At 63.5% G+C, this 15,038-nt stretch carries 13 protein-coding genes; 10 read left to right on the top strand and 3 right to left on the bottom strand.

The annotated features are described in order from the left end of the window. The first annotated feature begins 121 nt into the window (after positions 1 to 121). Positions 122 to 1,132, top strand: coding sequence for a cation diffusion facilitator family transporter (locus EDF58_RS13625; RefSeq protein WP_243654252.1), 1,011 nt, complete (start codon positions 122 to 124; stop codon positions 1,130 to 1,132). 110 nt (positions 1,133 to 1,242) lie between these two features. Here the strand turns inward: EDF58_RS13625 and EDF58_RS25900 are convergent, their stop codons facing one another. Both EDF58_RS25900 and EDF58_RS13620 read right to left on the bottom strand, forming a co-directional pair. Further along, positions 1,243 to 1,392: a hypothetical protein gene (locus tag EDF58_RS25900; RefSeq protein WP_165921412.1), complete on the bottom strand. Its 150-nt coding sequence runs from the start codon at positions 1,390 to 1,392 to the stop codon at positions 1,243 to 1,245. Positions 1,393 to 1,473: 81 nt separating this feature from the next. After that, entirely contained in the window at positions 1,474 to 2,154 is a 681-nt protein-coding gene (locus tag EDF58_RS13620) for a GntR family transcriptional regulator (RefSeq protein ID WP_207912979.1), read from the bottom strand. A gap of 147 nt (positions 2,155 to 2,301) precedes the next feature. Here EDF58_RS13620 and EDF58_RS13615 point away from each other — a divergent pair, with 147 nt between their 5' ends. From EDF58_RS13615 to EDF58_RS13575, 9 genes are all read left to right on the top strand, one after another. Continuing rightward, positions 2,302 to 3,258, top strand: a complete 957-nt coding sequence (locus EDF58_RS13615) for a DMT family transporter (protein WP_132266455.1) — start codon at positions 2,302 to 2,304, stop codon at positions 3,256 to 3,258. Positions 3,259 to 3,335: 77 nt separating this feature from the next. Then, positions 3,336 to 4,157, top strand: coding sequence for an EamA family transporter (locus tag EDF58_RS13610; RefSeq protein WP_243654251.1), 822 nt, complete (start codon positions 3,336 to 3,338; stop codon positions 4,155 to 4,157). A gap of 494 nt (positions 4,158 to 4,651) precedes the next feature. Then, entirely contained in the window at positions 4,652 to 5,962 is a 1,311-nt protein-coding gene (locus EDF58_RS13605) for an FAD-binding oxidoreductase (protein ID WP_207912977.1), read from the top strand. Between the two features lie 59 nt (positions 5,963 to 6,021). Beyond that, positions 6,022 to 7,362, top strand: coding sequence for an MFS transporter (locus EDF58_RS13600; RefSeq protein WP_132266449.1), 1,341 nt, complete (start codon positions 6,022 to 6,024; stop codon positions 7,360 to 7,362). 46 nt (positions 7,363 to 7,408) lie between these two features. Next, the gene (locus EDF58_RS13595; protein ID WP_207912975.1) at positions 7,409 to 8,332 is read left to right on the top strand and encodes a dihydrodipicolinate synthase family protein; all 924 of its coding nucleotides are present in this window, start codon (positions 7,409 to 7,411) and stop codon (positions 8,330 to 8,332) included. After that, positions 8,325 to 9,818, top strand: a complete 1,494-nt coding sequence (locus tag EDF58_RS13590; RefSeq protein WP_132266444.1) for an aldehyde dehydrogenase — start codon at positions 8,325 to 8,327, stop codon at positions 9,816 to 9,818. The genes EDF58_RS13595 and EDF58_RS13590 overlap by 8 nt, the downstream gene beginning before the upstream one ends. A 216-nt stretch (positions 9,819 to 10,034) precedes the next feature. After that, on the top strand, positions 10,035 to 11,324 hold the full coding sequence (locus tag EDF58_RS13585) for a hypothetical protein (RefSeq protein WP_243654250.1): 1,290 nt from the start codon (positions 10,035 to 10,037) through the stop codon (positions 11,322 to 11,324). 18 nt (positions 11,325 to 11,342) lie between these two features. Beyond that, entirely contained in the window at positions 11,343 to 11,825 is a 483-nt protein-coding gene (locus tag EDF58_RS13580; RefSeq protein WP_132266441.1) for a prolyl-tRNA synthetase associated domain-containing protein, read from the top strand. Next, entirely contained in the window at positions 11,822 to 13,222 is a 1,401-nt protein-coding gene (locus EDF58_RS13575) for an MFS transporter (RefSeq protein WP_207912973.1), read from the top strand. The genes EDF58_RS13580 and EDF58_RS13575 overlap by 4 nt, the downstream gene beginning before the upstream one ends. Positions 13,223 to 13,616: 394 nt before the next feature. Here EDF58_RS13575 and phoA read toward each other — a convergent pair whose 3' ends face one another. Next, positions 13,617 to 15,023 carry an alkaline phosphatase gene (gene phoA, locus EDF58_RS13570; RefSeq protein WP_132266435.1) on the bottom strand — a complete coding sequence of 469 codons (1,407 nt, stop codon included), beginning with the start codon at positions 15,021 to 15,023 and terminating at the stop codon, positions 13,617 to 13,619. Between the last annotated feature and the right edge of the window lie 15 nt (positions 15,024 to 15,038).

Here is a 15,038-nt window from a genome sequence, read left to right as displayed (position 1 = left end):
AGCGGGCGATTTTTCCAGAAGCTGCCCAACGATCCTGAATTCAGGTCTTGTCGCCGATTTACGAACATTCCCGATAGGTGCTTGAAACGGGCAGCAGTCGTAGTGCTGGCGAGATGGGTTCATGTGGGCCATAGCGGCGATCATGTCAGCACACGCTTCCAAACGCACCCTATATGCAGCCCTTGCAGCTAACGCCGGGATCGCAATCGCCAAGTTCTGCGGAGCCGCCTACACCGGATCATCCGCCATGGCTTCGGAGGGCATTCACAGCCTCGTAGATACAGGTAATCAGGTGTTGCTGCTCTACGGCATCAAGGATGCGAGCCGCCCGGCAGATGCGTCGCACCCCTTCGGATATGGCCTGCGGCTCTATTTCTGGGGTTTTGTGGTGGCCATGGCCGTGTTTGCCCTGGGTTCAGGGGTTGCCATTTACGAGGGCGCCGAGAAGGTCGTTCATCCGACCGCGATCCAGAGCGCATGGGTCAACATCGTTATTCTGCTGGTCGCCATTGCCCTCGAAGGCTCTTCGCTTGGGGTCGCGCTTGGCGAAGTGCGGACCGAAGCGAAGCGTCGCGGGCTGGGCATGTGGGAAACGATCCGGACGCACCGAGATCCCACGATCTTCGCTGTTGTGTACGAAGAGACTGCTGCCCTTGCCGGTCTTGGCGCAGCGCTTGTCGGCATCGGTCTGGCGGTTTTGCTCGACATGCCGGTCATCGACGGTTGGACGTCGATTGCAATCGGCGTGATCCTTGCGATCACGGCCTTGAGCCTGGCCCGGCGCTGCTATGTGCTGATGACCGGCCAATCGGCAGACCCGGCAATCGAAGAACGCCTTCGCGAAATCCTCGCAAGAGTGAAGTCGATTGAGCAGGTGAACGAGGTCCGCACGATGCATTTCGGGCCTTCCGAAGTCCTGGTACTGGCCTCGGCAGACTTCGTGGACGATACGCTCGCCGGTACCGTCGAGCGTATCGTTTCCGACGTGGAAGATGGCATTCGAGAGGAGTTCCCCGAAGTCCGTCGTGTCTACATCGAGGCGCAGTCCACCATGCGTCACCGCGAAGCGCTGGAGGACATCGGCGAAGATGTCGACGCCCTCGAGCGGGAGGGTGATGAAGAAGAGGATTGAACTTTTCAGACGCCCGGTTCCGTCACTTCGTCATTCGCCGTCCATCTTCACATCCTTCCCGAGGATGGATTGGACGTAGACTCGTTTGGTCATGGCGAACACGACGATCGTCAGCGGAGCAGCCATCGGCATACCCAGTCCACCGGCGGAAGGTACACCGCGCCGGGGGGGCTCTGGCGGGTCGTATCGAACTCGCTGGAAAGCTGCGCTCCGAACAGGATGAGGGCGCCGAAGCGTTCCACGACCTCTGGCAGTTTCACGACTTCAGCCATGAAATGCTCGACCGTGCAGCGCCCGGGTCACGCAGGCATGATTGCGCGGATTACGCTTCCATGCTCGGTTCAGACCGTAACTTCCAGACCTTCCGGCGCGGCGAAATCGGCCATGCGGCGACGGGATATTTCCCAATGGGCGCGGATCAGTTCGCCCGCGCGGGCGGGATCGCGGCGCTCGATCGCATCGATGATTTCATCATGCTGCTCGACCGCTTCCGCCAGATTTTCCTGCGTTTCGGGTGAGGTCGGGTGATAGAAGGTCATGCCCAGGCGGGCATGATCGATAAGCAGGCGGCGCAGGCTTGGCATCAGATAGGGATTGTGCGCCATCCTGCCGATCTCAAGGTGGAACTGGTCGTTGTTGTAGACCCGCGCCGCTATATCGTCCGCCTCGATCGCCGCGCGGAAATCCTGCTGCACTTTCTTGAGCTTCGCGATCTCCGCAGGCGTTGCGCTGGTGGCGGCAAGCTGGGTGGTCGCGATGTAGATCAGCGGGGCCGCCTGAAAGAACGTCCGCAGCGACTGGAGGTCCATGGAGGTGACGCGCGCCGGCCGGTTCGGTTCGAGTTCGAGATACCCTTCGGCGGCGAGCTGGCGCATCAATTCGCGCACGGGCGGGCGCGACAGCCCGAACTCTTCGGCGATCTGTTGCTCGTCAACGACGGCACCAGGCGCCAGTTCCATGCTCACGATCCTGCGACGCAGCGTTTCGCCCAGGGTGACTTTGCGATCTACGGTTCCACTCACAACCCCGTTCCTAACGGTTTTCGCGCGGCACATCAACTTGGGTGCGGCAATTCATAGGCAGATTGCATTCGTATTGTAGACAGATGATAGACATTCCTGATTTCAAGCGTTAGGGCGCGGCGAAACTCCAGCCCTGCGGGATTCGCGATGTCCGGTAAGAACACAATGACGGGCGTGCTTTGCGGCGTGATCGCCGGCGCCCTGTGGGGCCTGGTGTTCGTCACGCCGAGGATCGCTTCGGCATTCGGACCCCTGCAACTCGCGGCGGGGCGTTACCTTGCCTATGGGATCTTCGCGCTGCCATTGGTCTGGCCGCACTGGAAACGCTATCTTTCCGTGCTCGGCAAACGCGAGTGGATCGCTCTGGGATACCTGAGCGTTCTGGGCAACATCCTCTATTACGTCCTGCTTTCCGCTGCCGTGCAGATGGGCGGCGTGGCGATGACTTCGCTGGTGATCGGCTTTCTCCCGGTCGCGGTGACGATCATCGGCAGCCGCGACAAGCACGCGGTGCCGCTGGGGCGCCTGTTGCCCTCGTTGTTCCTGAGCGCGGCCGGGATCCTGTGCATCGGTTGGGAATCGCTGGGCAAGGCGGGCGAGGGCGCCTTTGCTTCGCAGGCCCTGGGCCTCCTTTGTGCCTTCGGCGCGCTGGTATCCTGGACGACCTTTGCGGTGTCCAACAGCCGATGGCTGGGCCGCCTCGAACATGTGTCCGGCCATGACTGGAGCCTGCTGCTCGGCATCGTGACGGGCGCGCAGGCGCTCTTGCTGATCCCGCCGGCGCTGCTGTTCGAGACCACCAGCCAGAATGTATCGCAATGGCTGCTGTTCGGCGGCGTTTCCACTGCGGTGGCGCTGCTGTCCTCGATCATCGGCAATGGCCTGTGGAACCGGATGTCGCGGCTGCTGCCGCTCACGATGGTCGGCCAGATGATCCTGTTCGAAACGCTGTTCGCGCTTCTCTACGGGTTCCTGTGGGACCAGCGCTTGCCATCGGTACTGGAAGGCGCGGCGATCCTTTTCGTCCTGGCATCGGTGCTGACCTGCCTTGCCGCGCATCGCCCGAGAGAGGCCGATCGCGCGCTGGCAGCCGCGCACGACTGATCGTTCCCATGGCGACCCTTGCGCAGACACGGCCGCCGTTCGCAGCGGTGCATGCAGGCCCTCTCTTGGGGCCGGGCATGGTCATCGCCTCGATGATTGCGCAGAACTTCGGGGCGACGCTGGCAAAGCAGATGTTCGCCGCCGTCGGCGCGTTTGGGACGACGGGACTTCGCGTATTCCTGGCGGCGGCGATCCTGATGGCTCTCAGGACACCGTGGCGGCGGCCGCTGTCAGGCAGGATCCTCCCTTGGGTCCTGCTCTATGGCTGCATGCTCGGGCTGATGAACCTGCTGATCTACCAGGCCTTCGCGCGCCTGCCGATCGGCATTGCGATCGGTATCGAAGTGCTTGGCCCGCTGTCGATCGTCCTCGCCGGTTCGCGCCGCCTGCTCGATCTCGTGTGGTTCGCGGCGGCGGTGGCTGGCCTGATGCTCTTGCTGCCGCTTCGGGTGGGGACAGGCCTCGATCCTGTCGGTCTCGCGTTCGCGGCCGGAGCGGCGACCTGCTGGGCGCTCTATATCGTATTCGGGAAGCGCGTCGCCACTCAGCTCGGCGTCGATGCCGTTGCCTGGGGGATGGTCATCGCAGCGTGCATCAACGCGCCGCTGGCGGTGACCTTTGCCGGGCGCGCGCTTCTGGACACCTGGGTGCTGCTGACGGGCCTTGGGCTCGCCCTTCTTACCAGCGTATTGCCGTGCACGCTCGAAATGGAAGCGATGCGACGTTTGCCGTCGCACGTCTTCGGCATTCTTCTCAGCGCCGCGCCCGCCATAGCGGCGCTCGCGGGCTTCCTCGTCCTCGGGGAAAAGCTGACCGGGATGCAATGGCTCGCGATCGTATCGATTGTGGCCGCCTCTTGCGGCAGCGCGATCTGCGCCGCGAGATTGCGACCAGCCTGACCGTCTGACTTCGCGGCCCTCAGACACTCTGATCCTGCATGAGGTCGGAGTGCTTTCGCGCACCTTCTTGTCTTCCGCTCCGATGACAACGGGGAGGGGGTAGATGCGAAGATAGATCGCCAAAGGTATCTGAAAACGAAGGCAAATCTTGGCGTTGGTCTCTGCCGAAATTCTTTGTAGACGCTCGACAGATTAAATGCCTATCATGAGTATACAGAGAATAGACATAACGCGAGTCGGAGAGGACCGTGGTCGTGGAAACGCTTCAAGACACTTTGGAAGAGCCGGTGCCTGGCCCCGCGGGGCAGCCGGATATGCCGGGCGCCGGGCGCGCTGCTGGCCGCTTTTCGCTTGGCGAAAGCCATCGCTGGACGAACGAGCCTTCGGGTCGCGCCGAGGCTGCAAACGCAGATCGGGAAATGGTTCGGTCGCAGGCGACATCGCATGAGGTTTCGACTGCGGCCCATGCGCGGAAGGCACCTTCGGCAAGAAGCGTGACGTCGCTGCCGGCCGATGATGCCACTTGCGGCTGGTATCACCTCAGCCGCCGTCGCACACCGCGTCCCGTCGCATTCGGAGAAGTGCGGGCGCCCTGGGTCGTTGTCGGTGCCGGCTATGTCGGTCTAGCAGCGGCCCGGCAACTGGCGATGAACTTCCCGAACGACGAGATCGTTCTCGTCGAAGCGCAGGAGGTGGGCTTCGGAACGGCCGGACGCAATGCCGGCTTCGCCATCGACCTTCCGCACGACATCGGTGCAGCGGACTACATCGGCGATCTTGGCACGGCCAATCTGGTGCTCAAGCTCAACAAGCTTGGCCAGACCTATCTCAAGGACATCGTCGATCTCTACGGCATCGACTGCCAGATGCGTGCTTCGGGCAAGTATCAGGCGGCGGTGGAGGAGCGGGGCATCGCGGTTCTCGATGCCTATCGCGGGGGTCTGGACCGCCTTGGCCAGCCTTACGAAGTGATCGAGGGCAAGGACCTGCCGGACCACATCGGCACCGGCTTCTACAAGAAGGCTCTGTTCACGCCTGGAACGATGCTGGTCCAGCCCTCCGCACTGGTGAAGGGACTGGCAGACACGCTTCCCGCCAACGTGACGCTTTATGAGCATACGCCGATCACCGGCGTCAGCTACGGCCCGCAGATCGTGCTCACTCATGCGACCGGCCGCATCGTCGCGGACAAGCTGATCCTTGCCAACAACGGCTTCGGCATGGCGTTCGGGTTCCTCAAGGACCGCATGCTTCCGGTGTTCACTTACGCCAGCCTCACCCGTCCGCTGAGCGAGGAAGAACAGGCACGCCTCGGCGGTCGGGACTTCTGGGGCCTGATCCCGGCCGATCCCGCGGGCACCACGCTGCGCCGAACCCATGACAACCGCATGCTTGTGCGCAACAGCTTCAGCTACCATCCGGGCGGCGTCAGCAACCCGCGTGAACGTGCGATCGCCGCCAGGCGTCACCGCCGCTCGTTCGAACGGCGCTTCCCGATGCTGGCGGGCGTTCCCTTCGAATATACCTGGGGCGGGGCGATCGTCATGTCGCGCAATCACGAATCCCAGTTCGGCGAGCTAGCGCCCAACGTCTACGGCGCGCTCTGCTGCAATGGCCTTGGCATTACCCGTGGCACCGCGACCGGCGTGCTGCTGGCCGACTGGCTGGCGGGACGGCGCGGCGAAGTCATCGACTTCCTGCTGGCCTCGCCCGGCCCCAACCGCAATCCGCCGCATCCGTTTCTGGACATCGGCGTCAACGTGAACCTGGCCTGGGCCCAGCACAAGGCCGGCCTCGAAAGCTGATCCCCATCAAAGAGCAAAAGCCGTTTTGGGGGCGATAATCAGAACACCCGGAGAGAAGCATGAAAAGGATCACACAAACACTAGAGGACGTTCCTCTGAACAAGTTCCACCAGATGCTGACGGTTCGCGCGAGCGGCGGCTCCTTCGTCGATGGCTACGTGTTGAGCGTGGTCGGCGTCGCGATGGTCCAGGCCTCGGCCGCGCTGCGGATGACACCGTTCTGGGAGGGCCTGGTCGCGGCATCGGCGCTCATCGGGATTTTTGCCGGCGGAATGGTCGGCGGCGCGCTGACCGACAGGTTCGGTCGCAAGCGGATATTCTTCGTCGGGCCGATCCTGTTCGTTCTCTTCTCGCTCGCCCAGCTCTGGGTGGATACTCCCTTCGCCTTGTTCGCCTGCCGGTTCTTCCTGGGCGTTGCCGTGGGCATCGAATATCCGGTGGCGACCGCGCTGCTGGTCGAATTCCTGCCCAAAGCCAGTCGGGGGCCGCGCCTCGCAACGCTGACGATCATGTGGTTCGCGGGGGCCGCGACCGCCTATATCCTGGGCAATGCGATCCTGACATTCGGCGGCGACCAGGGCTGGCGACTGGCCTTTGCGAGCACGGCCCTGTTCGGTCTTGCACTGTTCCTCGTTCGCCTTGGCACGCCGGAATCGCCGCGCTGGCTGCTCAGCAAGAACCGACGCGCCGAAGCGGATCAGGTCATCCGTGAGGTATACGGCCGTAACTATTCCACCGCCAACCTGACCGAGGACCCGGCGCGCGAGAAGGTCTCGCTCTGGGGCCTGCTCAAGGCCGGCTACGGGAAGCGCCTCGCCTTCGTCAGCCTGTTCTGGACCTGCTCGGTGATCCCGGTCTTCGCGGTCTATGCCTTCGCTCCCAAGGTGCTGATGGCGCTGAACCTCCACGACAAGTGGGCTGCTTTCGGCTCGATCGCCATCACCCTGCTGTTCGTCGTGGGCTGCATCGGCGCTACCATGCTCATCAACGCGATCGGTCGGCGCCCGATGGTGATCCACAGCTTCCTGTGGTCCGGCCTCGCACTGCTCCTTTTGGGCCTGTTCGCCAACGGCGCGCCTGCCTTGATCCTCATCCTGTTCGGCGGCTACGCGCTGCTGATCGGCGGCGCGCAAGTGCTCCAGCTGGTCTATCCCAACGAGCTGTTCCCGACCGAAATCCGCGCCAAAGCGGTCGGCTTCGGCACCTCGTTCTCGCGGATCGGTGCGGCCATCGGCACCTATCTCGTGCCCGTGTCCCTCGACCGGCTCGGCATTGCCGACACCATGTACATCGCCGCCGCCGTGACCTTTGTCGGCCTTGCCGTCTCCTGGTTCCTCGCGCCGGAAACCCGCTCCCTGAACCTTGCGGATGCAGCGGCGCTGCGCCCCGGCTTCGCCTGATCGCTCTCGAACTCCCGATCCTCCCCATCACGAAAGGACCTTTGCCATGAACTTCGCCATGAACTTTGACGGTATCTTCACCCCCGCCATCACGCCGCTCGCAGCGGACGGCTCGATCGACTACGCCGCTTTCGACGCAGGGCTCGAACACCTGATCGCCAGCGGCGTCCACGGCATCGTCATCGGCGGCTCGACCGGCGAATACTATGCGCAAACCGCACAGGAACGCCGTGATCTGGCCGAGCGCGCCCATGCCGTGATCGGCGGCCGCCTGCCGCTCGTCGTCGGCACCGGCGCCACCCGTACCGAAGACGCGGTGGACTTTGCCGTCCATGCCAAGTCCATCGGCGCGGATGCTATCCTCGTCACGACGCCGCCTTACGCCCTGCCGACCGAGCAGGAGATCGCCCACCACGTCCTGACGATCGACAAGGCGGCCGACCTGCCGATCATGCTCTACAACTACCCCGCGCGCATGGGCGTGAGCATGGGCGATGAATTCTTCGGCGCCATCAAGGGCACGAAGAACATCATGGCGATCAAGGAAAGCTCGGGCGACACGCTGCGCTTGCACCGCATCGCCAGCGAACATCCCGAAATCCAGCTGTCCTGCGGCTGGGACGATCAGGCGCTGGAATTCTTCGCCTGGGGGGCGCGCAGCTGGGTCTGTGCCGGTTCGAACTTCGTGCCGCGCGAACACGTCGCGCTTTACGAAGCCTGCGTGCTGGAGAAGGACTTTGCCAAGGGCCGCGCGATCATGTCCGCCATGCTGCCGCTGATGGACTTCCTGGAGAACGGCAAGTTCGTCCAGTCGATCAAGGCCGGCAGCGAGATCATCGGCCTGAAGACCGGCGGCGTGCGCGCGCCGCTCTTGCCGCTCGACGAGAACGAGAAGGACGCCCTGACCGCAGTCGTCGCCGAGCTGAAGAGCAAGGTCGCGGCCGTCGCCGGAAGCACTGTCGATGCCTGATCTTCTCTCCAAGGCCGAATACGCCGCCCTTGCGGAAGGGCTCAGCTTGCCGACGCAGGCTTTCATAGATGGTTCGTTTCGTCCGGCACGCGCCGGACGGACGTTCGAGACGATCAACCCGGCAACGGGCGCATCCCTGACGCACATCGCCGCCTGCGACGATAGCGACGTGGATGTGGCGGTCGCCGCCGCCCGCACCGCTTTCGAAGACGGCCGCTGGCGCCAGCTCTCTCCCGGCGAGCGCAAGCACACACTGCTGCGCTTCGCCGATCTGCTGGAGCAGAACGCCCGCGAACTGGCGGTGATGGAAAGCATCGACAGCGGCAAGCCGATCCGCGAATGCGAAACGGTCGATGTGCCGGAAAGCATCCACACGATCCGCTGGCATGCCGAACTGATCGACAAGGTCTACGACAGCACCGCCCCTGTCGGCTCCGACGCGCTGACGCTGGTGGTGCGCGAACCGATCGGCGTCGTCGGGCTGGTGCTGCCGTGGAACTTCCCGCTGCTGATGCTGGCGTGGAAGATCGGCCCCTCGCTGGCGGCAGGCTGCTCGATCGTGGTCAAGCCCGCGGCCGAAACCACGCTTACCGCGCTGCGCGTGGCCGAACTGGCACATGAGGCGGGCATTCCGGCAGGCGTGTTCAACGTCCTACCCGGTAGCGGGCGCGATGTGGGTGAGCCGATCGGCCGGCACATGGACGTGGACATGGTGAGCTTCACCGGCTCCACCGCCACCGGCCGCCGCTTCCTGGCCTATGCGGGGGAATCCAACCTCAAGCGGATCGTGCTGGAGTGTGGCGGCAAGAACCCCGCCGTGGTCATGCAGGACGCCGAAGATCTCGACGCGGTGGCGCAGCACGTGGTCAATGGCGCCTTCTGGAACATGGGCGAGAACTGCTCGGCATCGTCGCGCCTGATCGTTCACGCCGATGTGAAGGACGCCCTGTTGGAGCGCATCGCGCACCACTTGCGCGACTGGAAACTGGGCGATCCGCTCGACCCCGAAAACCGGTTGGGTTCGATGGTCAGCCGCGCGCATTTCGACAAGGTTCGCTCCTACCTTGAACACGCTGCGTCCGAACAGATGAACGTCGTCAGCGGCGGCGGCACGAAGGATGACATCTTCGTCGAAGCCACCATCGTCGATGACGTCACGCCCGATAATCTCCTCTTCCGGGAGGAAATCTTCGGCCCCGTGCTGGCGGTGACCAGCTTCCAGACGATCGAGGAGGCCATCGCGCTTGCCAACGACTCGATCTACGGCCTGGCCGCCTCCGCCTATACCGGCAGCCTGAAGAACGCCGTGCGCCTGGCGCGTGAGGTCCGCGCCGGCGTGGTGACGGTCAACTGCTTCGGAGAGGGCGACGCGACCACGCCGTTCGGCGGCTACAAACAGTCCGGCTTTGGCGGCCGTGACAAATCGCAATGGGCGCACGACCAGTACACCGAGATCAAGACCATCTGGATCGACGTGTCGAACTGACGGCGCTCGCCTCACCGTCCGCCATAAGGCCACTCCTCGGCGGGATTGGCGGACGGTGAGGGTCCCACCACCGCATGAGCGGAAAATGGCCGAAAGCCCGGTTTAACGGGCGCGGCACCGGAGGATGTCATGAAACCAGTTGCCCCCGCGCCGCGGGGACCGGGAGAGTATTGCCCATCGAGGGGCAGATGCAGGCGGTCGCTGTTCGGATCGGCCGTGACGGCCGCGTCAGTCGTTCTGGTCTTCGCGCTGGCCACGCCTGCGCAGGCCGATGAAGCCGAAACGGAGGCAGCCATCCTCGATCCGGCAGCCGGCGATCCCGGAGGCATGGGCCAGCCGACCCCGCCGCCGTTCGAAACCGCGCCGGCCGCCCCGTCCTCCGGCCTCAAGCTCGGCGGAGCCATTCGCGGGCGTTACGACTTGCGCTTCAACAACGTTGGCAGCGACGGCCAACGGCGGACCTCCAGCAATCTCTCGTTCGACACGCTGATCCTGAAGGCGGACTACGATTCCCCGACATTCTTCGGGGCTGCGCAGTACCGTTTCTATGGCGGCAGCTTCCTCTACGGAAAGGCCTCGGGCTACCATAACTATCCGGGCGAAATCAGCTTTCCGGTCTACGCCTATGCCGGCGCGAAGCTGTCCAAACAGGACAAAGTCGCGGTCGGCATCCAGCCGGTTCCCTTCGACGATCAGTTCTGGGGATCTGCCTTCCTCAACTCCATGGGCTTCGTCATCGGCCTTGAGGAAGTCTACAACGCCGGCATCACTTACACGCACGAGGAGCCCGCCTTCAAGATCGAGGCGGGGTTCTTCCCGACCACCGCGCCCAATGCCTTCGGCATCAGCGAGGATGCGGCGCGCTATTCGGTCAACATCGTCAAAGGCGATCCCGCCAATCCGCTCGCCAGCCGCAATGCGGAGCGCAACATGATGGTCGGTCATGCGCAGTACCGGCTGTCGTCCTCCGCGACCGGCGAAGTCTCGGTCTCCGGCTCGGCGTGGCTCTCCACCGTCCATAACTTCGACACTGATCGGGATGGATGGAGGCGCGCTTTCGCCGTGAGCGTCAAGGCCATCGAGGGGCCATGGCATGCCAAGCTCCTGGCCGCGCGGCAGGACATGTCTCTGCGCAATCCGGGCAGCGAGCAGACCGTTACCGTGGGCAACTTCGACGCGCCCTTCAACATCGCCGCCGACGGTACTCTGCTGTTCGGTGAAGTGGGGCGGAAGGTAGAAACGGGGGGCTTCCCATTCTCGCTGCAGGTCTTCGCCAACTACGCTTACTTCGCGAAGGCGCGCGCCGAATTCAAGGACAGCCAGCGGCTCGATCTGGGCGCCTACTGGGCTGACAAAGCGACGGGGCGGATCCGGATCTGGTCGGAATTGCTCGTTGGCCGGAACGACCCTTTCATCGGCGCCGGGCAGTACGCGACCGGCGCGGCGCAGGGCGGAGACGACCATCTCAAGGTCTCGTTTCTCGCCGTTTTCGGCTACTATTTCTAACGGATGAGGATATTCGCCATGAGCGAAGACGATATCTATGCAGAATTCGCGCAGCAGGGCATCGCGCTCGAACGGCTGGAGCACCCGGCCGTACATACGGTCGAGGAAAGCGCGGCGATCCATCAGGCACTGCCGGCAGCCCATACCAAGAACCTGTTTCTCAAGGACAAGCAGGGCAAATTCTGGCTGGTGACGCTGCCGAGCGATCGGCGGGCGGATCTCAAGGCTTTTGCCCAGTTGCTGGGCGCGGGCAAGTTCTCGTTCGCCAAGCCGGAGGACATGGAGCGCCTGTTGCATGTCACGCCGGGTTCGGTGACGCCGTTGGCCGCCGCGAACGCTGCTGGCGAAGTCACTGTCGTTTTCGAGGCGGCATTCCGGGAGGCTCGGCGGATCGCGGTTCACCCGCTGCGCAACACGGCGACGATCGCCCTGCCGTTCGGCGCGCTGGAAGCATGGCTTCGCGCGAAAGGCGTCGAAACCAAAGTGATCGCCCTGCCATGAGCCACCTGCCGATCCGATCCAATGCTGAAACCAGCGACACTCCCCAGCCAGGAGAGCCCATGCATTCCCCCCAAACTCCGATCCTTATCGACGACGTTGCGATCAATCGTTTCCATCAAAAGCTGACGCTCAGCGCCTGTATCGGCTGGACCATGGTCGGCTATATCGTCAGCGTCATCGGCGTTGCGACGATCCCGATTTCGACCGCCCTCGGCCTCAGCGGCAACGAGCAGGGCATGGTTGCGGCCATGGAACTGCTCGGTGTGTTCTTCGGCGGCTTTGTCGGCGGATGGCTGACGGGACGGTTCGGGCGCCGAAAGCCCTATTTCATGGGGCCGTCGATCATCCTGCTCGTCTCGCTCTCCATGTACTGGGTGGATAGCAGTCACGCGATGGCTGTCTTGAGAGTGATGTCCGGCTTGGCTGTGGGTATCGAATATACCTCTGCCGGCTCCCTGTTGACGGAATTTCTGCCGCAGAAAAGTCGGGGCTCAAGGCTGTCGCTGCTGACGGTCATGTGGTTCGTGGGCGCCGCTCTGGCCTACATCGCCGGTAACGTCGTGCTGGAAACCTGGGGGCAGGGGGCTTGGCGCCATATCATGGCCAGCCCCGCGATACTGGCGGCGACCATGCTGCTCCTGCGACTGGGCGCGCCGGAATCGCCGCGCTGGCTCCTCAGCAAGGGGCGACGGGACGAAGCGGAACGCGTCATCAGGAAGATCTATGGGCCGGCCTTCTCGCTGCGCAATATCGGCGAGGAAGCTTCGATGCGGAAGATGACCTTCCTGAATGCGATCCGCGCGGGATATGGGAAGCGGATCTTCTTCGTGATCGTCTTCTGGGCTTGCGCCGTCGTGCCGATGTTCGCGCTCTATGCCTTCGTCCCCAGGCTGTTTGCGGCCCTGCATCTGACGGGCGCCATGGCGTCTTACGGGTCGATGGCGATCACCTTGCTGCTTGCGCTTGGCTGCATGATCGCGACCTGGCTGATCAATTTCATCGGCCGGCGCACGCTGATCATCAACAGCTTCCTGTGGTCCGGCCTGGGCCTGCTGGGGCTCGGCCTGTTTCCGAACGCGCCGGGATGGCTGGTGCTTGCACTGTTCGGCCTCTACGCCCTGTTCATCGGCGGCGCCCAGGTTCTGGAAATCGTCTACCCGAACGAACTGTTTCCCACCGAGATTCGCACGGCCGCCGTCGGCGTAGGCGCATCGTTGGCGGCACTCAGCTCGTCGGCGGGAACATGGTTGGTTCCGGTGTCGCTGGAAATGATCGGAATCGGCAACACTATGCTCGTCGCGGCCGCCATCACCTTCCTCGGGCTGATCGTTTCGCTGTTGTTGGCACCGGAAACGGCATCGCTCAGCCTGGAAGAAGCTGCGTCGTTGAAAGGGTAATGGAGGGAGGCGTTCCACGAATTGGCCTGTCGCGAGGCAAGCGGGCCCTCACAAAGCGCTCTTGTGCCCTCCATGAACGCGCCCGCCGATCGGCATAGCCAAATTGCATGATGCGAATGATAGTCATACCCCGGTCGCATTCGACCAATCTGGAAATTCTTTCCTATCGGCGAAGTCTCTTGGCGGGGTGGGATTGGCAGCTCGCGACCAGCTCAAGATATTCGGCGTTGGTGGTCTGAAAGTCAGCCTTTTGTTGAACCAGCCATTTGTAACGCTGACAGGTGCACGGCAATCAGCGCCTTTGCATGCTCCAAGACCAGATGGGAGGAAGAGGGATTCCAAACTATCTGGTCTTGGATGACCTTGAATACTTGCTCAGCGCATACAAGCGCGCTCAGTCGAGTCCGAGCGCGTTCCTGATTATGTAGTGCAGGTCGGTCTGGTCGAGCAGGCCGCTCACGTTCACCGCTCGCGGGCCATAAGCAGCGATCCGTAGCTGTGTGCCGGTATGGCCCTGTGACCCTTCTTCAGCCGTGCCGTAGTTTACGGTCATCACGCCGCCCTCGCGCGTATTGAGCGCTGCGGTCAGGCCCGGTGCCTTGGTGCCGTTGCCCACGATCTGGCTGGTGTGGGCGTGGTCGGCCGTGACGATCACCAGAGTGTGTCCATCGGTGCGGGCGAAAGCGAGCGCGGCCTGCACGGCCTCGTCAAGGTCGACCGTCTCGCCGATCTGGCCGCAGGGGTTGGCGGCGTGATCCTGCTTGTCGATCGATGCGCCCTCGACTTGAAGGAAGAAGCCCTTAGGATTGCTCTTGAGCAGGGAGATCGCCTTGCGCGTCATGTTTGCGAGCGTCGGCAATGTTTCCGTGCGCTCGGCATTGGGCTGGCAGGTGATCGCGGGTTTGTCGATATTGCCGTGGAAGCTGGCTTTCGGACCAGTCCAGCGCACGGGCATGTTACCCTCCGCGAAAATACCGATTAGCGGTTGCCTGTCGTCCGCGCGGGTCACGGCATTGAGGTCGGCAGCGTTGCGCACGATGCGATAGCCGCGCTCCTGGGCCTGCTGCGCCAGCGTCTTGCCCTTCCATTTGCCCACGGCCGCCTTCTCGGCAAAGCTGGCGGCGCCGCCACCCAGGACGAGATCCGCACGCGTATTCAGCATCTGCTCGGTGATCGATCCCGCCCCGCCATTCTCCAGCGCATTCTGCGGGCAGGCCTTCAGTGTGGATGTCGGCGCGTAGCATTTACGCTGCGTGACGTGCGCGATCTGGGCGGCAGGTGTCGCGTCCTGAATTTCGGCGGTCGATACGTCCCCGGTGGCATAGCCCGATGCCTTGGCCATTTCGAGCAGCGTCTTGTGCGGCTTGCCGTCAATGTCCACCCCGATCGCGCCGTTATAGCTCTTGACACCCGAGGCCCATGCCGTTGCCGAGGCGGCGCTGTCCGTCACATAGTCCGGTTTGCCGGTTTCTCGATCGAGCGAGTAATGGGTGTATTGGCCGGTGAAGGGCAGAGCGTCGATGCCCTTGAAATAGCCGCCGGCGCCCTCGGCATAGTTGCGCGCGAGCGTGATCTCGGAATCGCCCATGCCATCGCCGATGAGGAGGATGACGTTGCGCACATCGCCCTCCGCCGCAAGCCTCGCGTACGTCGCGCGCATGTCTCCGGGGAGGCGCCGGGCGCCGCCCGGCGCGCGTACATCGCCGCGCGCGGCGCGCGACAGATCGGGTGCTGCCTCCTGCGCGAGCGCAGGCTGGCACGAAAGGGTGAAAGTAGCGGCAATGGCGAGGCGCGAGATCATCGGGTTAGACACTCC

Source organism: Novosphingobium sp. PhB57 (assembly GCF_004342985.1).
GTDB lineage: Bacteria > Pseudomonadota > Alphaproteobacteria > Sphingomonadales > Sphingomonadaceae > Novosphingobium.
Note: the sequence above shows the minus strand (reverse complement) of the source record. Positions and strands in the feature narration are given on the sequence as shown.

Coding starts and splice junctions, on each gene's coding strand:
- EDF58_RS13625 (WP_243654252.1), top strand. CDS start 122: ATGTGGGCCATAGCGGCGATCATGTCAGCACACGCTTCCAAACGCACC.
- EDF58_RS13615 (WP_132266455.1), top strand. CDS start 2,302: ATGTCCGGTAAGAACACAATGACGGGCGTGCTTTGCGGCGTGATCGCC.
- EDF58_RS13610 (WP_243654251.1), top strand. CDS start 3,336: ATGGTCATCGCCTCGATGATTGCGCAGAACTTCGGGGCGACGCTGGCA.
- EDF58_RS13600 (WP_132266449.1), top strand. CDS start 6,022: ATGAAAAGGATCACACAAACACTAGAGGACGTTCCTCTGAACAAGTTC.
- EDF58_RS13595 (WP_207912975.1), top strand. CDS start 7,409: ATGAACTTCGCCATGAACTTTGACGGTATCTTCACCCCCGCCATCACG.
- EDF58_RS13590 (WP_132266444.1), top strand. CDS start 8,325: ATGCCTGATCTTCTCTCCAAGGCCGAATACGCCGCCCTTGCGGAAGGG.
- EDF58_RS13580 (WP_132266441.1), top strand. CDS start 11,343: ATGAGCGAAGACGATATCTATGCAGAATTCGCGCAGCAGGGCATCGCG.
- EDF58_RS13575 (WP_207912973.1), top strand. CDS start 11,822: ATGAGCCACCTGCCGATCCGATCCAATGCTGAAACCAGCGACACTCCC.
- phoA (WP_132266435.1), bottom strand. CDS start 15,023: ATGATCTCGCGCCTCGCCATTGCCGCTACTTTCACCCTTTCGTGCCAG.